General features: G+C 32.3%; 19 protein-coding genes. 9 read left to right on the top strand and 10 right to left on the bottom strand.

Features of this window, described 5'->3' with window-relative positions:
• Nucleotides 1–205: 205 nt before the first annotated feature.
• The 3 genes from tnpA to HKP48_RS03720 all read left to right on the top strand — a co-directional run bounded on the left by tnpA (nucleotide 206) and on the right by HKP48_RS03720 (nucleotide 2,308).
• A complete protein-coding gene (gene tnpA, locus HKP48_RS12205; protein ID WP_363928588.1) occupies nucleotides 206–463 on the top strand; it encodes an IS200/IS605 family transposase in 258 nt (85 codons plus the stop codon).
• Nucleotides 464–576: 113 nt separating this feature from the next.
• Complete coding sequence (locus HKP48_RS03725) at nucleotides 577–1,212, top strand: hypothetical protein (RefSeq protein WP_296342956.1); 636 nt, start codon at nucleotides 577–579, stop codon at nucleotides 1,210–1,212.
• Between the two features lie 103 nt (nucleotides 1,213–1,315).
• Complete coding sequence (locus HKP48_RS03720) at nucleotides 1,316–2,308, top strand: 2-hydroxyacid dehydrogenase (protein WP_296342954.1); 993 nt, start codon at nucleotides 1,316–1,318, stop codon at nucleotides 2,306–2,308.
• Nucleotides 2,309–2,330: 22 nt separating this feature from the next.
• Here the strand turns inward: HKP48_RS03720 and HKP48_RS03715 are convergent, their stop codons facing one another.
• The 4 genes from HKP48_RS03715 to HKP48_RS03700 form a co-directional block, all read right to left on the bottom strand.
• Complete coding sequence (locus HKP48_RS03715; RefSeq protein WP_296342950.1) at nucleotides 2,331–3,266, bottom strand: L,D-transpeptidase; 936 nt, start codon at nucleotides 3,264–3,266, stop codon at nucleotides 2,331–2,333.
• A gap of 39 nt (nucleotides 3,267–3,305) precedes the next feature.
• Complete coding sequence (locus HKP48_RS03710; protein ID WP_296342948.1) at nucleotides 3,306–3,530, bottom strand: heavy-metal-associated domain-containing protein; 225 nt, start codon at nucleotides 3,528–3,530, stop codon at nucleotides 3,306–3,308.
• A 66-nt stretch (nucleotides 3,531–3,596) separates the two neighbouring features.
• Nucleotides 3,597–4,382: a patatin-like phospholipase family protein gene (locus HKP48_RS03705; protein ID WP_296342947.1), complete on the bottom strand. Its 786-nt coding sequence runs from the start codon at nucleotides 4,380–4,382 to the stop codon at nucleotides 3,597–3,599.
• 157 nt (nucleotides 4,383–4,539) lie between these two features.
• Nucleotides 4,540–4,860, bottom strand: a complete 321-nt coding sequence (locus HKP48_RS03700) for a hypothetical protein (RefSeq protein WP_296342944.1) — start codon at nucleotides 4,858–4,860, stop codon at nucleotides 4,540–4,542.
• 96 nt (nucleotides 4,861–4,956) lie between these two features.
• On the opposite strand from HKP48_RS03700, the gene HKP48_RS03695 reads away from it, so the two are divergent.
• The 6 genes from HKP48_RS03695 to HKP48_RS03670 all read left to right on the top strand — a co-directional run bounded on the left by HKP48_RS03695 (nucleotide 4,957) and on the right by HKP48_RS03670 (nucleotide 8,359).
• Nucleotides 4,957–5,184, top strand: a complete 228-nt coding sequence (locus HKP48_RS03695) for a TusE/DsrC/DsvC family sulfur relay protein (RefSeq protein ID WP_363928589.1) — start codon at nucleotides 4,957–4,959, stop codon at nucleotides 5,182–5,184.
• A gap of 156 nt (nucleotides 5,185–5,340) precedes the next feature.
• The gene (locus tag HKP48_RS03690; protein WP_296342942.1) at nucleotides 5,341–5,487 is read left to right on the top strand and encodes a hypothetical protein; all 147 of its coding nucleotides are present in this window, start codon (nucleotides 5,341–5,343) and stop codon (nucleotides 5,485–5,487) included.
• Nucleotides 5,475–5,678, top strand: a complete 204-nt coding sequence (locus tag HKP48_RS03685) for a DsrE/DsrF/DrsH-like family protein (protein WP_296342940.1) — start codon at nucleotides 5,475–5,477, stop codon at nucleotides 5,676–5,678. Before HKP48_RS03690 ends, HKP48_RS03685 begins: the two co-directional genes overlap by 13 nt.
• A gap of 82 nt (nucleotides 5,679–5,760) precedes the next feature.
• Nucleotides 5,761–6,543, top strand: a complete 783-nt coding sequence (locus tag HKP48_RS03680) for an ABC transporter permease (protein ID WP_296342938.1) — start codon at nucleotides 5,761–5,763, stop codon at nucleotides 6,541–6,543.
• Nucleotides 6,540–7,322: an ATP-binding cassette domain-containing protein gene (locus HKP48_RS03675; RefSeq protein ID WP_296342936.1), complete on the top strand. Its 783-nt coding sequence runs from the start codon at nucleotides 6,540–6,542 to the stop codon at nucleotides 7,320–7,322. Before HKP48_RS03680 ends, HKP48_RS03675 begins: the two co-directional genes overlap by 4 nt.
• A gap of 44 nt (nucleotides 7,323–7,366) precedes the next feature.
• Nucleotides 7,367–8,359, top strand: coding sequence for an MlaD family protein (locus HKP48_RS03670; RefSeq protein ID WP_296342933.1), 993 nt, complete (start codon nucleotides 7,367–7,369; stop codon nucleotides 8,357–8,359).
• A 238-nt stretch (nucleotides 8,360–8,597) separates the two neighbouring features.
• Here the strand turns inward: HKP48_RS03670 and HKP48_RS03665 are convergent, their stop codons facing one another.
• From HKP48_RS03665 to HKP48_RS03640, 6 genes are all read right to left on the bottom strand, one after another.
• Nucleotides 8,598–9,056 (bottom strand): pyridoxamine 5'-phosphate oxidase family protein, encoded by a 459-nt coding sequence (locus HKP48_RS03665; protein WP_296342931.1) that lies wholly within the window; start codon nucleotides 9,054–9,056, stop codon nucleotides 8,598–8,600.
• A 2-nt stretch (nucleotides 9,057–9,058) separates the two neighbouring features.
• A complete protein-coding gene (locus HKP48_RS03660; protein WP_296342929.1) occupies nucleotides 9,059–9,577 on the bottom strand; it encodes a hypothetical protein in 519 nt (172 codons plus the stop codon).
• A 55-nt stretch (nucleotides 9,578–9,632) separates the two neighbouring features.
• Entirely contained in the window at nucleotides 9,633–10,853 is a 1,221-nt protein-coding gene (locus HKP48_RS03655) for a metallophosphoesterase (RefSeq protein WP_296342927.1), read from the bottom strand.
• A gap of 9 nt (nucleotides 10,854–10,862) precedes the next feature.
• Nucleotides 10,863–11,474, bottom strand: coding sequence for a CDP-alcohol phosphatidyltransferase family protein (locus HKP48_RS03650; RefSeq protein WP_296342924.1), 612 nt, complete (start codon nucleotides 11,472–11,474; stop codon nucleotides 10,863–10,865).
• Nucleotides 11,475–11,582: 108 nt separating this feature from the next.
• Entirely contained in the window at nucleotides 11,583–13,550 is a 1,968-nt protein-coding gene (locus HKP48_RS03645) for a heavy metal translocating P-type ATPase (RefSeq protein ID WP_296342922.1), read from the bottom strand.
• A 22-nt stretch (nucleotides 13,551–13,572) separates the two neighbouring features.
• Nucleotides 13,573–13,761 (bottom strand): DUF2892 domain-containing protein, encoded by a 189-nt coding sequence (locus HKP48_RS03640; RefSeq protein WP_296342958.1) that lies wholly within the window; start codon nucleotides 13,759–13,761, stop codon nucleotides 13,573–13,575.
• Between the last annotated feature and the right edge of the window lie 436 nt (nucleotides 13,762–14,197).

Genomic DNA, 14,197 nt, shown 5'->3' with positions numbered 1-14,197 from the left:
AAGGAGTTTGCATTATATGCCATTACAGGGCAATCCGCTTGGGAATTATGGAGAACAAGTACTAATTCAGTCATATATTAGAATATAGCCAAAAATTTTAATTCTCTTCTTCAATTCTCTTCTTCATATTGTAAAAATTAATGTATCAATCTGGGGGAAAATCCCTCGCCTTTAGGCGACGACTTTAGTTTTGTATATTTATGTGATGCAAAATTACAGAAAAACATCACATACAACTTATGACTGTAAATATCATATAGTTTGGATAACTAAGTATATGAAAAAAGTTTTGGGCGGTCAAGTTGGTATTCGAGTTCGAGAACTAATTCGAGAGATTTGTAAGCGCAATAATGTTGAGATTATACGTGGGCATTTGTCTCGTGACCATGTATATTTGTTTGTTTCGGTTCCTCCTCATTTGGCAATTTCCAAATTAGTTTTAAATAGTATTTATAGACTTTAACTTTAATTCAAATAAATTAGTCATAAAAATCTTTAACTATTATAACTGATTAATATCATTGGTCTTACCTTTGTCTTTACATAATTTTAAATGATTTATAAGTCATATATATCATGAAAAATTTAGTCTACCTACTCGCTATTTTAATGTTAGCGAGTTGTACGTCCGTAAGAATGATAGATAGTTGGAAAAGTAAAGAATACGATAATTACCAACCTAAAAAAATACTAATTATTGGTATTACTGAAAACCTTATCGCACGTAAAAAATTCGAAGAACGCTTAAGATTAGAATTTCAAAACAGAGGAATAGATGCTGTTGAGAGTTATGATGTTTTTACTTCTACGTTTTCAAGTTCAAAGCAATCAGAAAACGATATTCAAAAAGAAATGCAGCGTGTTAAAAATCAGGGTTTTGGCGCTGTTTTAATTTCTGCAGTAAAAGGTGTGGATCAAAAGACCAATTACTCTATGGACACTTACTTTAGAGATTATTATTGGAGACGTTGGGGACATTATTACTTTTTGTACCAAGACGTCTATTTTGTTGAAGGCTATTATACCGATTATAATGTTTATCATATTGAAACAACGCTATACAACTTAGAGAATGATTCTGATAAATCTTTAGTTTGGGTTGGGGCATACGATATTGTTAACCCTGATAATATAAGCGATACGGTTAGTGACTATGTGAACGCCATTATAAAGTCTTTAGAGAATGAAAATTTTATTCGTAAGAAATCTTAATATATAGCAATTATGAAACGCGTATGCTAAACATATTATCACCTAAAGGAATGATTAATAGCGAACAGCATGTACCCTTAAAAAAAACAATAAATATATACACATGAAAGTTCTCGTATACAGTGCCAAAAAATTTGAAATCCCGTTTTTAGAAGCAGCCAATAAGACAAAACATCAAGTGATGTTTACCGAAGAAGCACTATCATCTGCTACAGCCATGAAAGCGGTTGGATATGAGGCTATATCTATTTTTTCGGCAGATGAAGCTTGTTTTGTAACTATTGAAAAGCTCAAAGACTTTGGGGTTAAGTATATTTCACTGCGTTCAGTTGGTCATGACAATGTTAACCTAAGAGCAGCATCAAGACTTAAAATTAAGGTAGCCAATGTGCCAGCATATTCCCCTCACGCTATAGCTGAGCATGCTGTAGCATTGCTATTAACACTCAATAGAAAACTTATAGAATCTAACGCTAGGGTTAGACATTATAATTTTAATTTAGATAATTTGGTTGGTTATGATTTAAATAATAAAACCATTGGAATTATTGGAACAGGTAGGATAGGAGCCGTGATGTGCAAGATTATGCACGGCTTTGGTTGTAAACTTTTAGGTTATGATATAGACAAAAACATAGGTTTAGAAAAAAACTATGGCTTACAGTATGTATCGTTGGCAGATTTGTGTGCAAATTCAGATGTGATTTCCTTACATGTGCCTTTAAATTCGGACACACATTATCTCATAAATGAAGATTTGATATCTGAAATGAAAGAAGGCACGATAATTATTAATACAGCTAGAGGCGCCGTCGTTAATACCTCACATATTATTAAAGGACTTAGAAGCAGAAAAATTGGAGCTCTTGGAATGGATGTTTATGAAAACGAAAAAAACATATTCTTTAAAGACCGTTCTGTTAGCGTCCCTGATGATTCACTTCTAATAGAATTGAATGCCTTGCCAAATGTTTTAATTACTGGGCATCATGCATTTTTAACCAATGAGGCTTTGACAAACATAGCCGAGACCACAATTTATAATTTAGATTGTTGGAGTCAAGGCAAAGAGACAGAAAATGAGTTGACGGCGTAAGAATATAAGTTAATCTACCTTCTTAATAGTTATAAATATCTTTAAAAAAAAGCGTATCACCTTTTTGATTGGTATGAAATAAATCATATCTAATTTTTACTTTGGTGTCAATCGGAGCATAATAGTATATGACCCAAGCATCAGATTCTTTAGTGCCTATACAACCATTAGAATAGGCTTTACCTAACGTCACAGGATTAGTTGTAGGATGAATTAACTGTCCGTTTCTAACACCATTAATTTCTGTTTCTATAAATGGTATTTGAGGCATTTTGGTAATACTGTCATCATCTCTTTTGGTAACAAAGTATTCATGATTATTTATAGGATTCACATATCTTGGATTCCTATTATAGCTTACAATACAACCTTCTCCAGTTTTAGTTTTTAAGTCCTGAATTCTACCAGACATTTCAAGGTATTTTTCTTCATCTCTACCAACTCTTACTAAAAACTCAAAGCGCTTTGTGGCGTCCTCGTAGATTCGGAGTTTGTATTCAGGGATATTAATATCTATAATGGTTTTTTTAAACGAATTAAACATCTGTTTAGCTTCGAGAGAATCGACTATAAGGATATAATTGGCCTTTGGTAAAGCAATCATGTCTTTTTGATTATAAACAAATGAATCTTTAGCTTTCATGTGGTAATAATCAGTATTCTTAAGTGTGTCAATAATCCATGGGTTAGATCTAACTAATAAGTGTTCTGTTAAATGATAATTGGTAAGAGAATCATACTTAAATACAATTGAGTCTATGTACTTAAAATACTCACTAATTTTCACATCTCTGTTTATAAAGATAGAATCTAAAACAGTACTATTAAATGAAATTAAATTTGAATTTGAATTTGAATAATTTAAGGCCGAAGCTAGACTTTCTTCTTTAGGGCAGCAAAAATTCAGTGCAAAAAAGAATAAAATTATTAGTATTAATAGAAAGTTTAATTTAGGCATTTGTCTATTCTTTGATGATTTAAAAAGTAAAAACTTACCCTAGTTAATTAGTCGGCTCTCTTTTCCAACTATTGGATAACCTATTCTCGATAGTACGTATTTAACCATATCAAAATCATGCTTCGTATGGAAATTAAAAGTCACAGTTTCTTTATTAAAGTCTACAATAACTTCTGAAACATTCTTAATTTTAGATAAGGTGTTTTCTATGGTTTTTGCACAACCACAACACTCTAGATTTTTTATATGTACTGTTGTTCGCATCTATTTAAGCTTAAAGACTCTTAAATTTAGCAGATGCTTTCTAGATTTTAAATGACGAGTATCAGTTTAATTGATTTTTAAGTCAAACTTGGCTTTCAGAGTATTGCTTTTTAATAACGCATTTTTTGCTGCTTCATAACCTAATTTAAAAATGGCTTTACTGTTCTTTTTATCAAAAGTTCCATATTTATCTAACCCTTCTGGTTGTATAATCACATCACAGTATTCAAATTTCACCATATCTTCTTTAACTGATTTTAGTTTTAAAGCACGTTCAATCACATTATGGGAGTGTTTTAAATGTTTAATGTCAATAGTTTGGTAACCATTAACATAAACACCAATAATAATATCACATTTTGGTTTTAAAAGAGTTACCGGAAAATTATTCAACACACCTCCATCAACATAATAGCTGCTATCTATTTCTACAGGTGCAAAGACACCAGGAATTGCTGATGATGCTATAAGAGGTTTAATGAGTTCTCCTTTATTAAAAACATTGAGCTTTCCGTCCAGGATATTAGTAGCAGTGATGTAGAGTTCTTTTTTTAATGCCGAAAAACTATCTTCAATTAAATAGGATTTAAAGTTATTATAAAATTTTTCAGCATCTATAAAGCCAGGTTTATTAATGGCATATTTAGTAATATCTAATAACTGAACACTTTCAAAAAATTCTAAAATTTTTTCATAGTCATAACCATAAGCATAAAATGCGCCTACAATAGCACCAGCACTGCTACCAGCAACGTGAGTTATGGGAATTTTGTATTCTTCGAGCGCTTTTATGGCTCCAATATGTGCTATACCTCGCATACCTCCACCAGATAATACTAAGCCTACAGTCATGATTTTTTTTAGATTTAAAGATTTTAAAATTACATTAAAAACTGCAAATTATCTATTATAAAAGTTAGTATGGTAATACAACCTGTAAAACTAAACAGTTAATATCACCACACTTTAAAAAAGGTTGATTTGTGAAATAAGAAATCAACGTAAAATTTTAGTCATCGACCTTTTTTTTGAATTTATAATTAACACCAACCATAATCATAAATGCTGTCATATCATAAGAAACAGTAGTACCAGGAATGGCTCCAAACAGATTCGTTGGTGTTACAGCTTGAGGATTTAATATCTGACCTTCGGTAGCATCACCACTAAATCCGTAATAAAATACACCGTCTAAATTAAGTCTGTCCGACAACTCGTAACTTAACCCAAACTGAAAAGCATTTTTAATAATTGCAGTTGCCGGAATATTAAAAAAGGCAACATCTTCATTAATAGGATTAGAACTATAAGTATAACCTACAATAATCATTTCAATTTTAGAAACCCTGAAAAAGCTAATCGCAAATAGAAAAATAGATGTTAACGAAGAAGGCTATCTATTAGACTTTAACAGTGGGACAGGGAAATTTGTGAGTGTCTCGCAGGCGAATGTGACGTTGTACTAATTGTAAAGCATTGGGAAGTTGTTGAGTACCTACAAGATAAGTATCATAAAAAAGAACCACTGTCTATTAGAGGTATTAAAAAAAGTGGAGTCATAAATATAAAGGAGTTCTATGCGCTTTTCCGAGGTGGATCATTAAAAAAATCTACATTGATTGCAGGTATTCCAAAACCTAAAAGTTGTATCTAAAACCTAAAAAACATGAAATTATGAGTACTAAAGTCAAAAAAATGCTTTTTATCCTTTCAAAAGCGACGATTTAAAATGTCTATGCAGCTTTTATTATGGCAAACGGCGCACGAACGTAAGGTATAGAATCTGAAATATTTTTTACATTCTTTTGGTTTGGAAGCCAATCAAAAGAAGAAGCTAGAACATTTGCATGTAGCTGCTGTTGGTAATCCTGCAATGCACATACCAACAATGCTTGGTGGCCTTCCAGGAGTTGAAGCTTTAGCTACCAAAATGATAAAAAAGAGATGGAAAAACTAGACATGCCACCAGTAGCTGAGTTTCTGGAAATCCTATCCGATTCAGGGTGTAAACTTTGGGGATGTAAGTTAGCGATAGTCATGTTTCATCTTAATGAGGAAGACCTAATTGATGATTTAGATGGTATTTTAACCATTGGTGATTTTTACAATCGCGCTGACCATGAAGGGACACACTTGCTATTTATATAGATTATATCTGGGTTTTAGGTGATTATTATCATTTTAGGAGCGAGTTAATTCCTCTAAATTTGGGTAGCAATAGCTGTTAATCATGTTAAGTATCCAAAGTATAGGAGGTCAACTCAATAGATTTTTTATTGAAATAGGAGAGTTATCTTATTTCGCTGGGCGTTACTTTAAAGAAGCAGTAAGACCACCATTTGAATACAAAGAGCTGTTACGGCAATGCTATAGCATGGGTAACCGTTCTTTGTTGTTAGTGGCTATTACGGGTTTTATAATTGGTTTGGTATTGACTTTACAAACTCGTCCAACACTTTTAGAATTTGGAGCTGTATCATGGATACCATCTATGGTTGGTATTTCTATTGTACGTGAGATTGGACCCATGATTACCGCTTTGGTTTGTGCTGGTAGAATAGGTTCTGGTATAGGAGCAGAATTGGGTTCTATGCGCGTAACCGAGCAAATTGATGCGATGGAAGTTTCAGGTACTAATCCATTTAAATATTTAGTGGTTACTCGCATTTTGGCAACCACACTAATGATTCCTTTGTTAGTTATTGTAGGAGACGCAATTGCTTTATATGGCTCATTTTTAGTTGAAAATCTCAAAGGGAATGTATCCTTTACACTGTATTTTAATCAAGTGTTTGATGCCTTGGAATTTGGTGATATTGTGCCAGCCACCATAAAATCCTTCTTCTTTGGATTTGCTATTGGTTTGGTAGGTTGCTTCAAAGGCTACTATTGTAAAAAAGGAACTGCCGGTGTTGGTAAAGCCGCAAATTCTGCAGTGGTTTTCACTTCTTTGTTATTGTTTATTATTGACTTTATAGCTGTTTTTGTTGCTGATATTTTTTATGAATTATGATTGAAGAAAAAAACATATTATCCAAAGCTAAAAATATTGAACAGAGAGAAATTGTTCTTCAAATCAAGGATTTATATAAGAGTTTTGGAGATAACCATGTACTCAATGGCTTTAATATGACTTTACATAAAGGAGAAAATTTAGTCATTATGGGTAAGTCAGGTTCAGGCAAATCGGTAATGATAAAATGCTTGGTGGGTTTGATGGAAGCTGATAGTGGTTCTATTTCAGTAATGGGAAATGATATTACAACGTTAAACCAAGAAACCTTGGATATTCTCAGAGCTGATATTGGCTTTTTGTTTCAAGGAAGCGCTTTGTACGATTCTATGACAGTGCGCGAAAATTTAGAGTTTCCCTTGCGTAGACACTCTGAAAAATTTGATGGGCAAACGGACACCAATGTTTTGGTTATAGAAGCTTTGGAAAACGTAGGATTGGCAGATGCAATAGATTTAATGCCTTCTGAATTATCTGGTGGTATGAAACGACGTGTAGCTTTGGCACGTACGTTAATTCTACAACCAAAAATAATTTTATATGACGAACCTACAAGTGGTTTGGATCCTATAACAGCGAAAGAAATAATTTTACTCATGCAAGATATTCAGGAAAAATACGGGACATCATCACTTATTATAACGCACGATGTGGATTGTGCCAGAGTGATTGCCGAACGTATGATATTATTGATTGACGGTGTGGATTATGCTGTTGGAACTTTCAAAGAATTATCAACGTCAAAAGACCCTAAGATTATGGCATTTTTTAAACAGTAAATCAATGTTTCCTATGATTTGGAAATGAAAATATAAGTTTCAAAATGAAAACTACAGAAGCACAAAAAATACGACTCGGCATCTTTGTTATTATTGGTACGCTGTTATTTGTCACAGCTGTATATTTTATTGGGCAACGCCAAAATATGTTTGAGAAAACCTTTACAATTAGTGCCTATTTTCAGAATGTAAACGGTTTACAAAAGGGTAATAATGTTCGTTATTCGGGTATCGATATTGGTACGGTTAAAGATATTTCTATGATAAACGATTCTACAATAAAAGTAGATATGGCCATTGAAGAAAAAATATTATCACACATTAAAATTGATGCTATTGCAGCCGTTGGTTCCGATGGTTTAGTTGGTAATATGATTATAAATATTGTACCTGGAAAAAATGGTAATACGCCAGTAATTGAAGATGGTGATATCATAGAATCATACAGCAAGATAGGTACAGATGATATATTAAGCACGTTAGGTTCAAGTTCAGAAAATATAGCGATTTTAAGTTCAGACCTTCTAAAAATAACTAATGCTATGATAGAAGGAAAAGGCACGCTTGGCGTATTGCTCAACGATACGTTAATGGCTAAGGATTTAAAGCAATCGATTAAAAATTTCAAAATGGCGAGTTATGGCGCTTCAAAATCCATTAATGAGCTAAATACACTTCTTACAGCTATAAAAACCAATGATGAAACGGTTTTAGGGTTGCTTATTAATGATACCATATCTGGACAGAAACTAAAAACGGTTGTTGCTAATCTTGAAGCCTCAAGTCTAGAAATTGGAAACTTAGTTAAAAATGCAAATACTGTGGTTACTGACATTCAATCTAATGAAGGCGCTTTAAACTATGTGTTAAACGATACGTCTTTGGTTAATAGTTTAAAATCTACACTCAAAAACATCAATGAAGGTACAGATAAATTCAACCAGAACATGGAAGCTTTAAAGCATAATTTTTTAACACGTAGTTATTTTAGAAAGTTAGAACGCCAAGCTGAAAAAGCTAAACGAAATGATAATTGAAATTAGAAGTGTAGTAGTTATTATTTTATAACGCATAATAATATTAATTGATTATCCTTTTTTAATCATAAATTGAAAAATATAATGATTTCTCTGTCATTTCGAGTACTTCGACTGTGCTCAGCATAAACTAAAGTCGAAATGTCTTGCAAATCAGAAACTTAGATTTCTCGACTGTCGCTCGAAATGACAAATACATTCTGATTATTACACTTTAAGGATATACAGTTATTTATAATTAGATATACTTTCTTTCCTTACCGATGATATCTTCTATATCAATTTTAAAAACAATTGGTGGTCCTTCTTTGTATATTTTACTTGAAAATTCGCTGATGTATTTCAAGTTTTTTCCTTCTTTATTACTTATAATTTCTTTGACACCTTCAGAGAATTTATGAAGATTAATTTTTGCGGTACTACCTTCAAATTCGCGATAACTACCTTGTACTAAAACAGATTTCCAATTGTTTACAGAATCCACTTCATAAACTCCTACTGCTACATCTCTATTGATGCGTAAGGCTCTTATTTTATGTCCTTTACCAGAATAGCCGATAATAGCATTTTGGAGTGCGTCGTAGAAATAAGTGATTGGTACAATATACGGCCTGTCGTTAAAAATGTAAGAAAGTTGACCGATGTAATTTTGACTTAATAATAATTTGCATTTGGAGTTGTCGAGTTTTTGAATCATGATTATATGGACTTAGGAGTTAAAATTGGATTAAGACGTTTAAGAATCTCATTGATATAGGTATCTGTGTTATCTAGTTTCGATTCACCCGTAATGGCATCAACATTTTCCATTTTATATGAACCTTCACCTGAAGTAGTTAATACAATTATCTTATTTAGATTTTCTTTAGTCCTATTGATAAATAGTTCTACATCTTCTGGAGCTTTCCAATTTTCCCAAGTATGTATTACAACTAGCGCTGTATAATCTTTTGGGTTAATAAGTTTTAATGATGAGACGTCAATGACTTTGATAAAAACAGAATCATTTTTAAAATGAGTTACAACACCTTTAGTGACTTCGTCTTTAAATTCACTGCCTTGGGTAGCAATAAGTAGTTTGCGGCTTAATTCTGGTGAATTTACTTTGAATTCTTCAGCTGTCTCCATGGAATAATTATAATTATACCATATAGATATTAATAAAAGAATTGCAATTAAAGACAAAAAAAATAGTAAGAGCTTCTTTCTTCCAGACATACTTTATGTTTTAAATGAAGATAAAAATCATAAGCTTAAATTGAAATGATATAAATCAGTTTGTACACTCCAAAGTTAAGAGTGTTATTTCTGGTCGCATACCTAACCGACCAGGAAATCCTAACCAACCCAAACCACGATTGACATATAGGTATTGTTGCCCAATTTTATACAATCCCGCCCAGTGTTCAAATTTATATTTTATAGGACTCCATTGTTTTTTACCAACATTGATGGCAGCTTGCATACCGTGAGTATGGCCAGAGAAGGTAAGGGCAATATCTGTTTGCTCAATAACTTCTTTTTGCCAATGGCTTGGGTCATGGGTAAGTAGTATTTTGAATGGTGTATTTTGACTAGATACTAAAGCTTTTTTTAAGTCCCCATATTGCTTAAAAGGTGGATTCCCCCAATTTTCAACACCTACAATGGCTATCTTGTTATTGTCCTTTTCAAGGATTTCTGAATCATTCAAGAGAAGTTTAAAGTTAATCTTATTGAAGAAATCTTTAATGTTTTCAAAATTATCCTGTTTATTTTTTTTGGTTTCCCATTGGCTGTAATCGCCATAATCGTGGTTTCCTAAAACAGCAAATTTCCCATGTTTGGCTTCTAATTTTTCTAATACTTCTTGCCAACCTCTTAGTTCCCATTCATAGTTGTTGACTAAATCTCCGGTAAAGAAAATCAAGTCTGGTTTTAAGTTATTAATAAGCTTAACAGCACGTTCTAAAATGTTATAACGGTAATTGAAATTACCTAAATGTAAATCGGAGATTTGCACAATCCGAAAGGCATTAAAGGCAGTAGGCAAATGGTTGAACTTTATATTCTTATGATAAATTTTAAAATGATAAATAGCTTTAAAAACAGCATAAGCAATAACAAAGAATGGCAGAAACCCAGAGAACAAGCCAACAATTGGTACAATAATTAAAGATTCAGTTTCTGAAAACATAAAATTGGTGAAGTACAACACACTAATGACGATAACAAAAATAAGTTTGGGAATGAAAGACGAAACAGTTAGTCCGTAAAATGAAGATATGAGTAAATGTTTACGGGTAGGATTAATATCATCCAATTTTACTTTTAGGATAATGATTGCAGTGATGAGCCCAATAGTAAATACCCAAAATGCAATATTGATTGCTAATTTTAAACCCTTAGAGGGTATAAATTGGGTTATGGATTGCAACCAATAAAATGCAGCTAGGTCAATTAAAAAAATAGCTAAGCATAACAACAAAATAGTGAAAAGTGAATAGCTTCGCATGACCTGATTTTATAGAGTTGAATCGCTTTTTTTTAGACGTCGTTTGTCTTTTAAAGCCATATAGATACCTTTTACATCAGACACCCATTCATCGTACATAAAAATAAGAGTAATTTCTTCAATAGTTTCTAGGATGCCCACGACAATCATTATATAAAATAGAATATATTCTGGTGAAAAAAACAATGAGTAAAGAATAAATATACTTTGCAATATAGCAGATAACTTGGCTAAATAGGTATGAAACGCCGTGGCTTTACCATATTTAAAATAAGCAATAAACATTTGAATAAAATAGGGTATAAAAGCAATAAGAATTAAAGTGAGATTGGTTATAATGAATTCGTTTTCAAAATAAAATAAACCAAATAAACCTACACTAAGTGTTATTTGGTCGCCGAAAGAATCGAGTTGAGAGCCACGAGGACTTACTATATTTAGCTTTCTGGCCAAATAGCCATCTATGGCATCGGTAGAATAGCTTACAAGTAATAACCAACTAAAAATTATTCTAAGATCATACCAAATTAAAGCCAACAGAAACGGTGCTGCTGCGATTCTGTAGAATGAAAACCAATCGGCAATATTGTAATTTTTGAATGTTAACAGTCTTTTAATCATTAGTATAAAAATAATAGACACCGGTATCATTATCTATGATTGATGTCAGTTTTCATCTTAATATATTCAATGATTTAGCCCTGTAAGAAACAGAAAGAAAACAAGTTTTTAATTCAAGTTATAACGCAGTAATCTTAATGCATTTAAGACTACAATAATTGTTGAACCTTCATGAAAAGCAACGGCTAAACCAATATTTGTAAGCCCTAATATGGTAACTGGCACCAATAAAACTACAACTCCTAAACTTATCCATATATTTTGTTTTATGGTACGTTTAGATTGTCTGCTTAAACCTATTAGAAAAGGTAAGTTTTCAATTTTATCAGACATTAAAGCTACATCTGCTGTTTCTAGTGCTACATCGCTACCAGCAGCTCCCATAGCAACGCTTACCGTGCTTAAAGCCATTGCAGGTGCATCATTGACACCGTCACCAACCATTGCAATTTTACTGTAGTCCTTAATAAGCTTTTTTATTTCGGCTACTTTTTCCTCTGGCAGTAAGTTTCCTTTTACTTCATTAAGTCCTATTTGTTTAGCAATAGCATTACCTACATTTTGATGGTCTCCAGAAAGCATTACCATATGTTTAATTCCAATTTCTTTTAGTTGTTTTAAGGTATCGGCAGCCGTTTCTCTCGGTAAATCCATAACACTTATTAAACCTATAATTTTATTTTTATAGGCCACGAGCATGACGGTTTGCCCCAAATTTAAAAGACTTTTTTTCTTAGCGATTACTAGTTTATCTACTTCTAAACCTGTCTCTTTCATCAATTTTGAGTTTCCTATAAAAACATCATGTCCATTGTATAGTGCATGTATTCCTTTACCTTGTATTTCATTAGCGTCTGTAGCATTATTTTGAGTTTCAATATTATATTGTGCTTTTATATCCTTAGCTATAGCTTTCGCAAGTGGATGATTACTTAGGCTTTCTACTTCTAGTACTATTCTAACAAACTCTATTTCGTTAAAATTATGTATTGGAACTACATTAGTAAGTTTAGGTCTTCCTTCGGTTAAAGTACCCGTCTTATCAAAAGCAATAGTTGTAAGATCACCTAAATTTTCTAAGGCTTTTCCGCCTTTTATGAGCACACCTTTTTGGGCAGCTCGAGCAATACCACTTAAAACAGCACTTGGAGTTGAGATAGCCAATGCACAAGGACTAGCTGCTACTAATACAGTTATAGCCCTATAGAAGCTTGTGTTAAATGTTTCATCCATAATTAAATGTGCAAAACATAACAAGAAAACAATTATAATTACCGCTGGAACATACCATTTTTCAAATTTTTTGGTTAGTCTCTGTGTTGGTGATTTTTGGGTTTCGACTTCACTAACCATCTTTATTAATCGTGAAACGGTAGAGTCTTCACTCAATTTTAGCACTAAAACTTCAAGATTACTATTGCCATTAATTGTGCCTGCATATACAATATGTTTTTTATCAATGTTGTTAAATTCTGGTAGGTTAGTCGTGTTTTCAATGCATTTTTTGTCAACGGGTATGCTTTCACCTGTTATTGGTGCTTGGTTTATACTGCTGCTTCCTTTTATTATAACACCGTCTGCTGCTATTTTTGTATTAGGCTTAACAATAATTATATCCTGTAATTTTAAACTTTCAATAGCTATTTCTTCATGCTTTCCATTTTTTTTAATAAGTGCAGTTTTTGGAGAAAGTTTATTTAGCGCTTGAATAGATGTTTTAGCTTTATTCATGGCATAATGTTCTAAAGCGTGTCCTAAACTAAAAAGGAATAACAAAAGCGCACCTTCCGCCCAACTATCAATATATGCAGCACCAGCTGCAGCGGCAATCATTAAAAAATCAATATCAAAGCCTCCTTTGATAATTTTTTTTGATGCCTCTACAGTAATAAAATAACCTCCGAAGAAATAACCTACAAGATAACTTGCTAAAGAAAGCCATTGCTGTAAGTCAGTGAATTTTTCTATAAAAAAGCCTATAATTAGAAAGGTTCCACAAAAAATGGCAAACAAGAGTTCTGATGTGTTCTTGAAACTCACTTTGTCCTTCTGGTCTTTTCCCTTATTGTTTTCCATTAAAGGTTATTTTTCAAAGTACTTAATCTTTCACTTTAAAGACTTTCTCTAAAATAGTATCCATTAAGCACCACTTGGTTATTGAGGGTTGTAACAAATTTACACCAACAAACGTCGTGAACCAAAGCCAATTTATATTGACATAGATTGCTAATAACAAACTAACCAATATTAACTTGCCTGCTACACCTCTAACAATTCTATTTTTCATAATTAAGAGTTTTATATGTTTTTCAATAGGAATCACAATAGCTTTTATGGGATTATAGGTTACTAGCCTTTCATTAAATTCCTTAATTAGTTTAAATGCGCTATCAAATTTGGCTTCTTCTGTGAATGAAAAAAAAAATCTGGAATCTGCAGTTCCTTTTTTGCTAGGAAACCAGCTAGAGGTCATTAATAACGATGTCGAATTTTTATAGCCATCAATATCAGATTCGCTAAAATCTTTAATCTTTACATCTTTAAAGAGCTGTATGACATCATCCTGATAGTCCTCTACAACGGTTACGATTAAAAGTTTCATTGGTCTCATTCGTTAGTTGAAACTATGCACTTTTAGTGCAAGACTTTCAGTTTCTACAAACTTTTTATTGTCGATTTGCTTCATAATTCTTCTAAATTTCATCTTCACTATAATTTTAAAA

It is taken from the genome of Winogradskyella sp. (assembly GCF_013042245.1).
Taxonomy (GTDB): Bacteria; Bacteroidota; Bacteroidia; order Flavobacteriales; family Flavobacteriaceae; genus Winogradskyella.
This window is presented reverse-complemented; position numbering and strand designations above follow the sequence as displayed.

Bases quoted from the DNA above. Each gene is read 5' to 3' on its own strand.
- tnpA (WP_363928588.1), top strand. From the start codon at position 206: ATGCAAAATTACAGAAAAACATCACATACAACTTATGACTGTAAATAT.
- HKP48_RS03725 (WP_296342956.1), top strand. From the start codon at position 577: ATGAAAAATTTAGTCTACCTACTCGCTATTTTAATGTTAGCGAGTTGT.
- HKP48_RS03720 (WP_296342954.1), top strand. From the start codon at position 1,316: ATGAAAGTTCTCGTATACAGTGCCAAAAAATTTGAAATCCCGTTTTTA.
- HKP48_RS03715 (WP_296342950.1), bottom strand. From the start codon at position 3,266: ATGCCTAAATTAAACTTTCTATTAATACTAATAATTTTATTCTTTTTT.
- HKP48_RS03710 (WP_296342948.1), bottom strand. From the start codon at position 3,530: ATGCGAACAACAGTACATATAAAAAATCTAGAGTGTTGTGGTTGTGCA.
- HKP48_RS03705 (WP_296342947.1), bottom strand. From the start codon at position 4,382: ATGACTGTAGGCTTAGTATTATCTGGTGGAGGTATGCGAGGTATAGCA.
- HKP48_RS03700 (WP_296342944.1), bottom strand. From the start codon at position 4,860: ATGATTATTGTAGGTTATACTTATAGTTCTAATCCTATTAATGAAGAT.
- HKP48_RS03685 (WP_296342940.1), top strand. From the start codon at position 5,475: ATGGAAAAACTAGACATGCCACCAGTAGCTGAGTTTCTGGAAATCCTA.
- HKP48_RS03680 (WP_296342938.1), top strand. From the start codon at position 5,761: ATGTTAAGTATCCAAAGTATAGGAGGTCAACTCAATAGATTTTTTATT.
- HKP48_RS03675 (WP_296342936.1), top strand. From the start codon at position 6,540: ATGATTGAAGAAAAAAACATATTATCCAAAGCTAAAAATATTGAACAG.
- HKP48_RS03670 (WP_296342933.1), top strand. From the start codon at position 7,367: ATGAAAACTACAGAAGCACAAAAAATACGACTCGGCATCTTTGTTATT.
- HKP48_RS03665 (WP_296342931.1), bottom strand. From the start codon at position 9,056: ATGATTCAAAAACTCGACAACTCCAAATGCAAATTATTATTAAGTCAA.
- HKP48_RS03660 (WP_296342929.1), bottom strand. From the start codon at position 9,577: ATGTCTGGAAGAAAGAAGCTCTTACTATTTTTTTTGTCTTTAATTGCA.
- HKP48_RS03655 (WP_296342927.1), bottom strand. From the start codon at position 10,853: ATGCGAAGCTATTCACTTTTCACTATTTTGTTGTTATGCTTAGCTATT.
- HKP48_RS03650 (WP_296342924.1), bottom strand. From the start codon at position 11,474: ATGATTAAAAGACTGTTAACATTCAAAAATTACAATATTGCCGATTGG.
- HKP48_RS03645 (WP_296342922.1), bottom strand. From the start codon at position 13,550: ATGGAAAACAATAAGGGAAAAGACCAGAAGGACAAAGTGAGTTTCAAG.
- HKP48_RS03640 (WP_296342958.1), bottom strand. From the start codon at position 13,761: ATGAAAAATAGAATTGTTAGAGGTGTAGCAGGCAAGTTAATATTGGTT.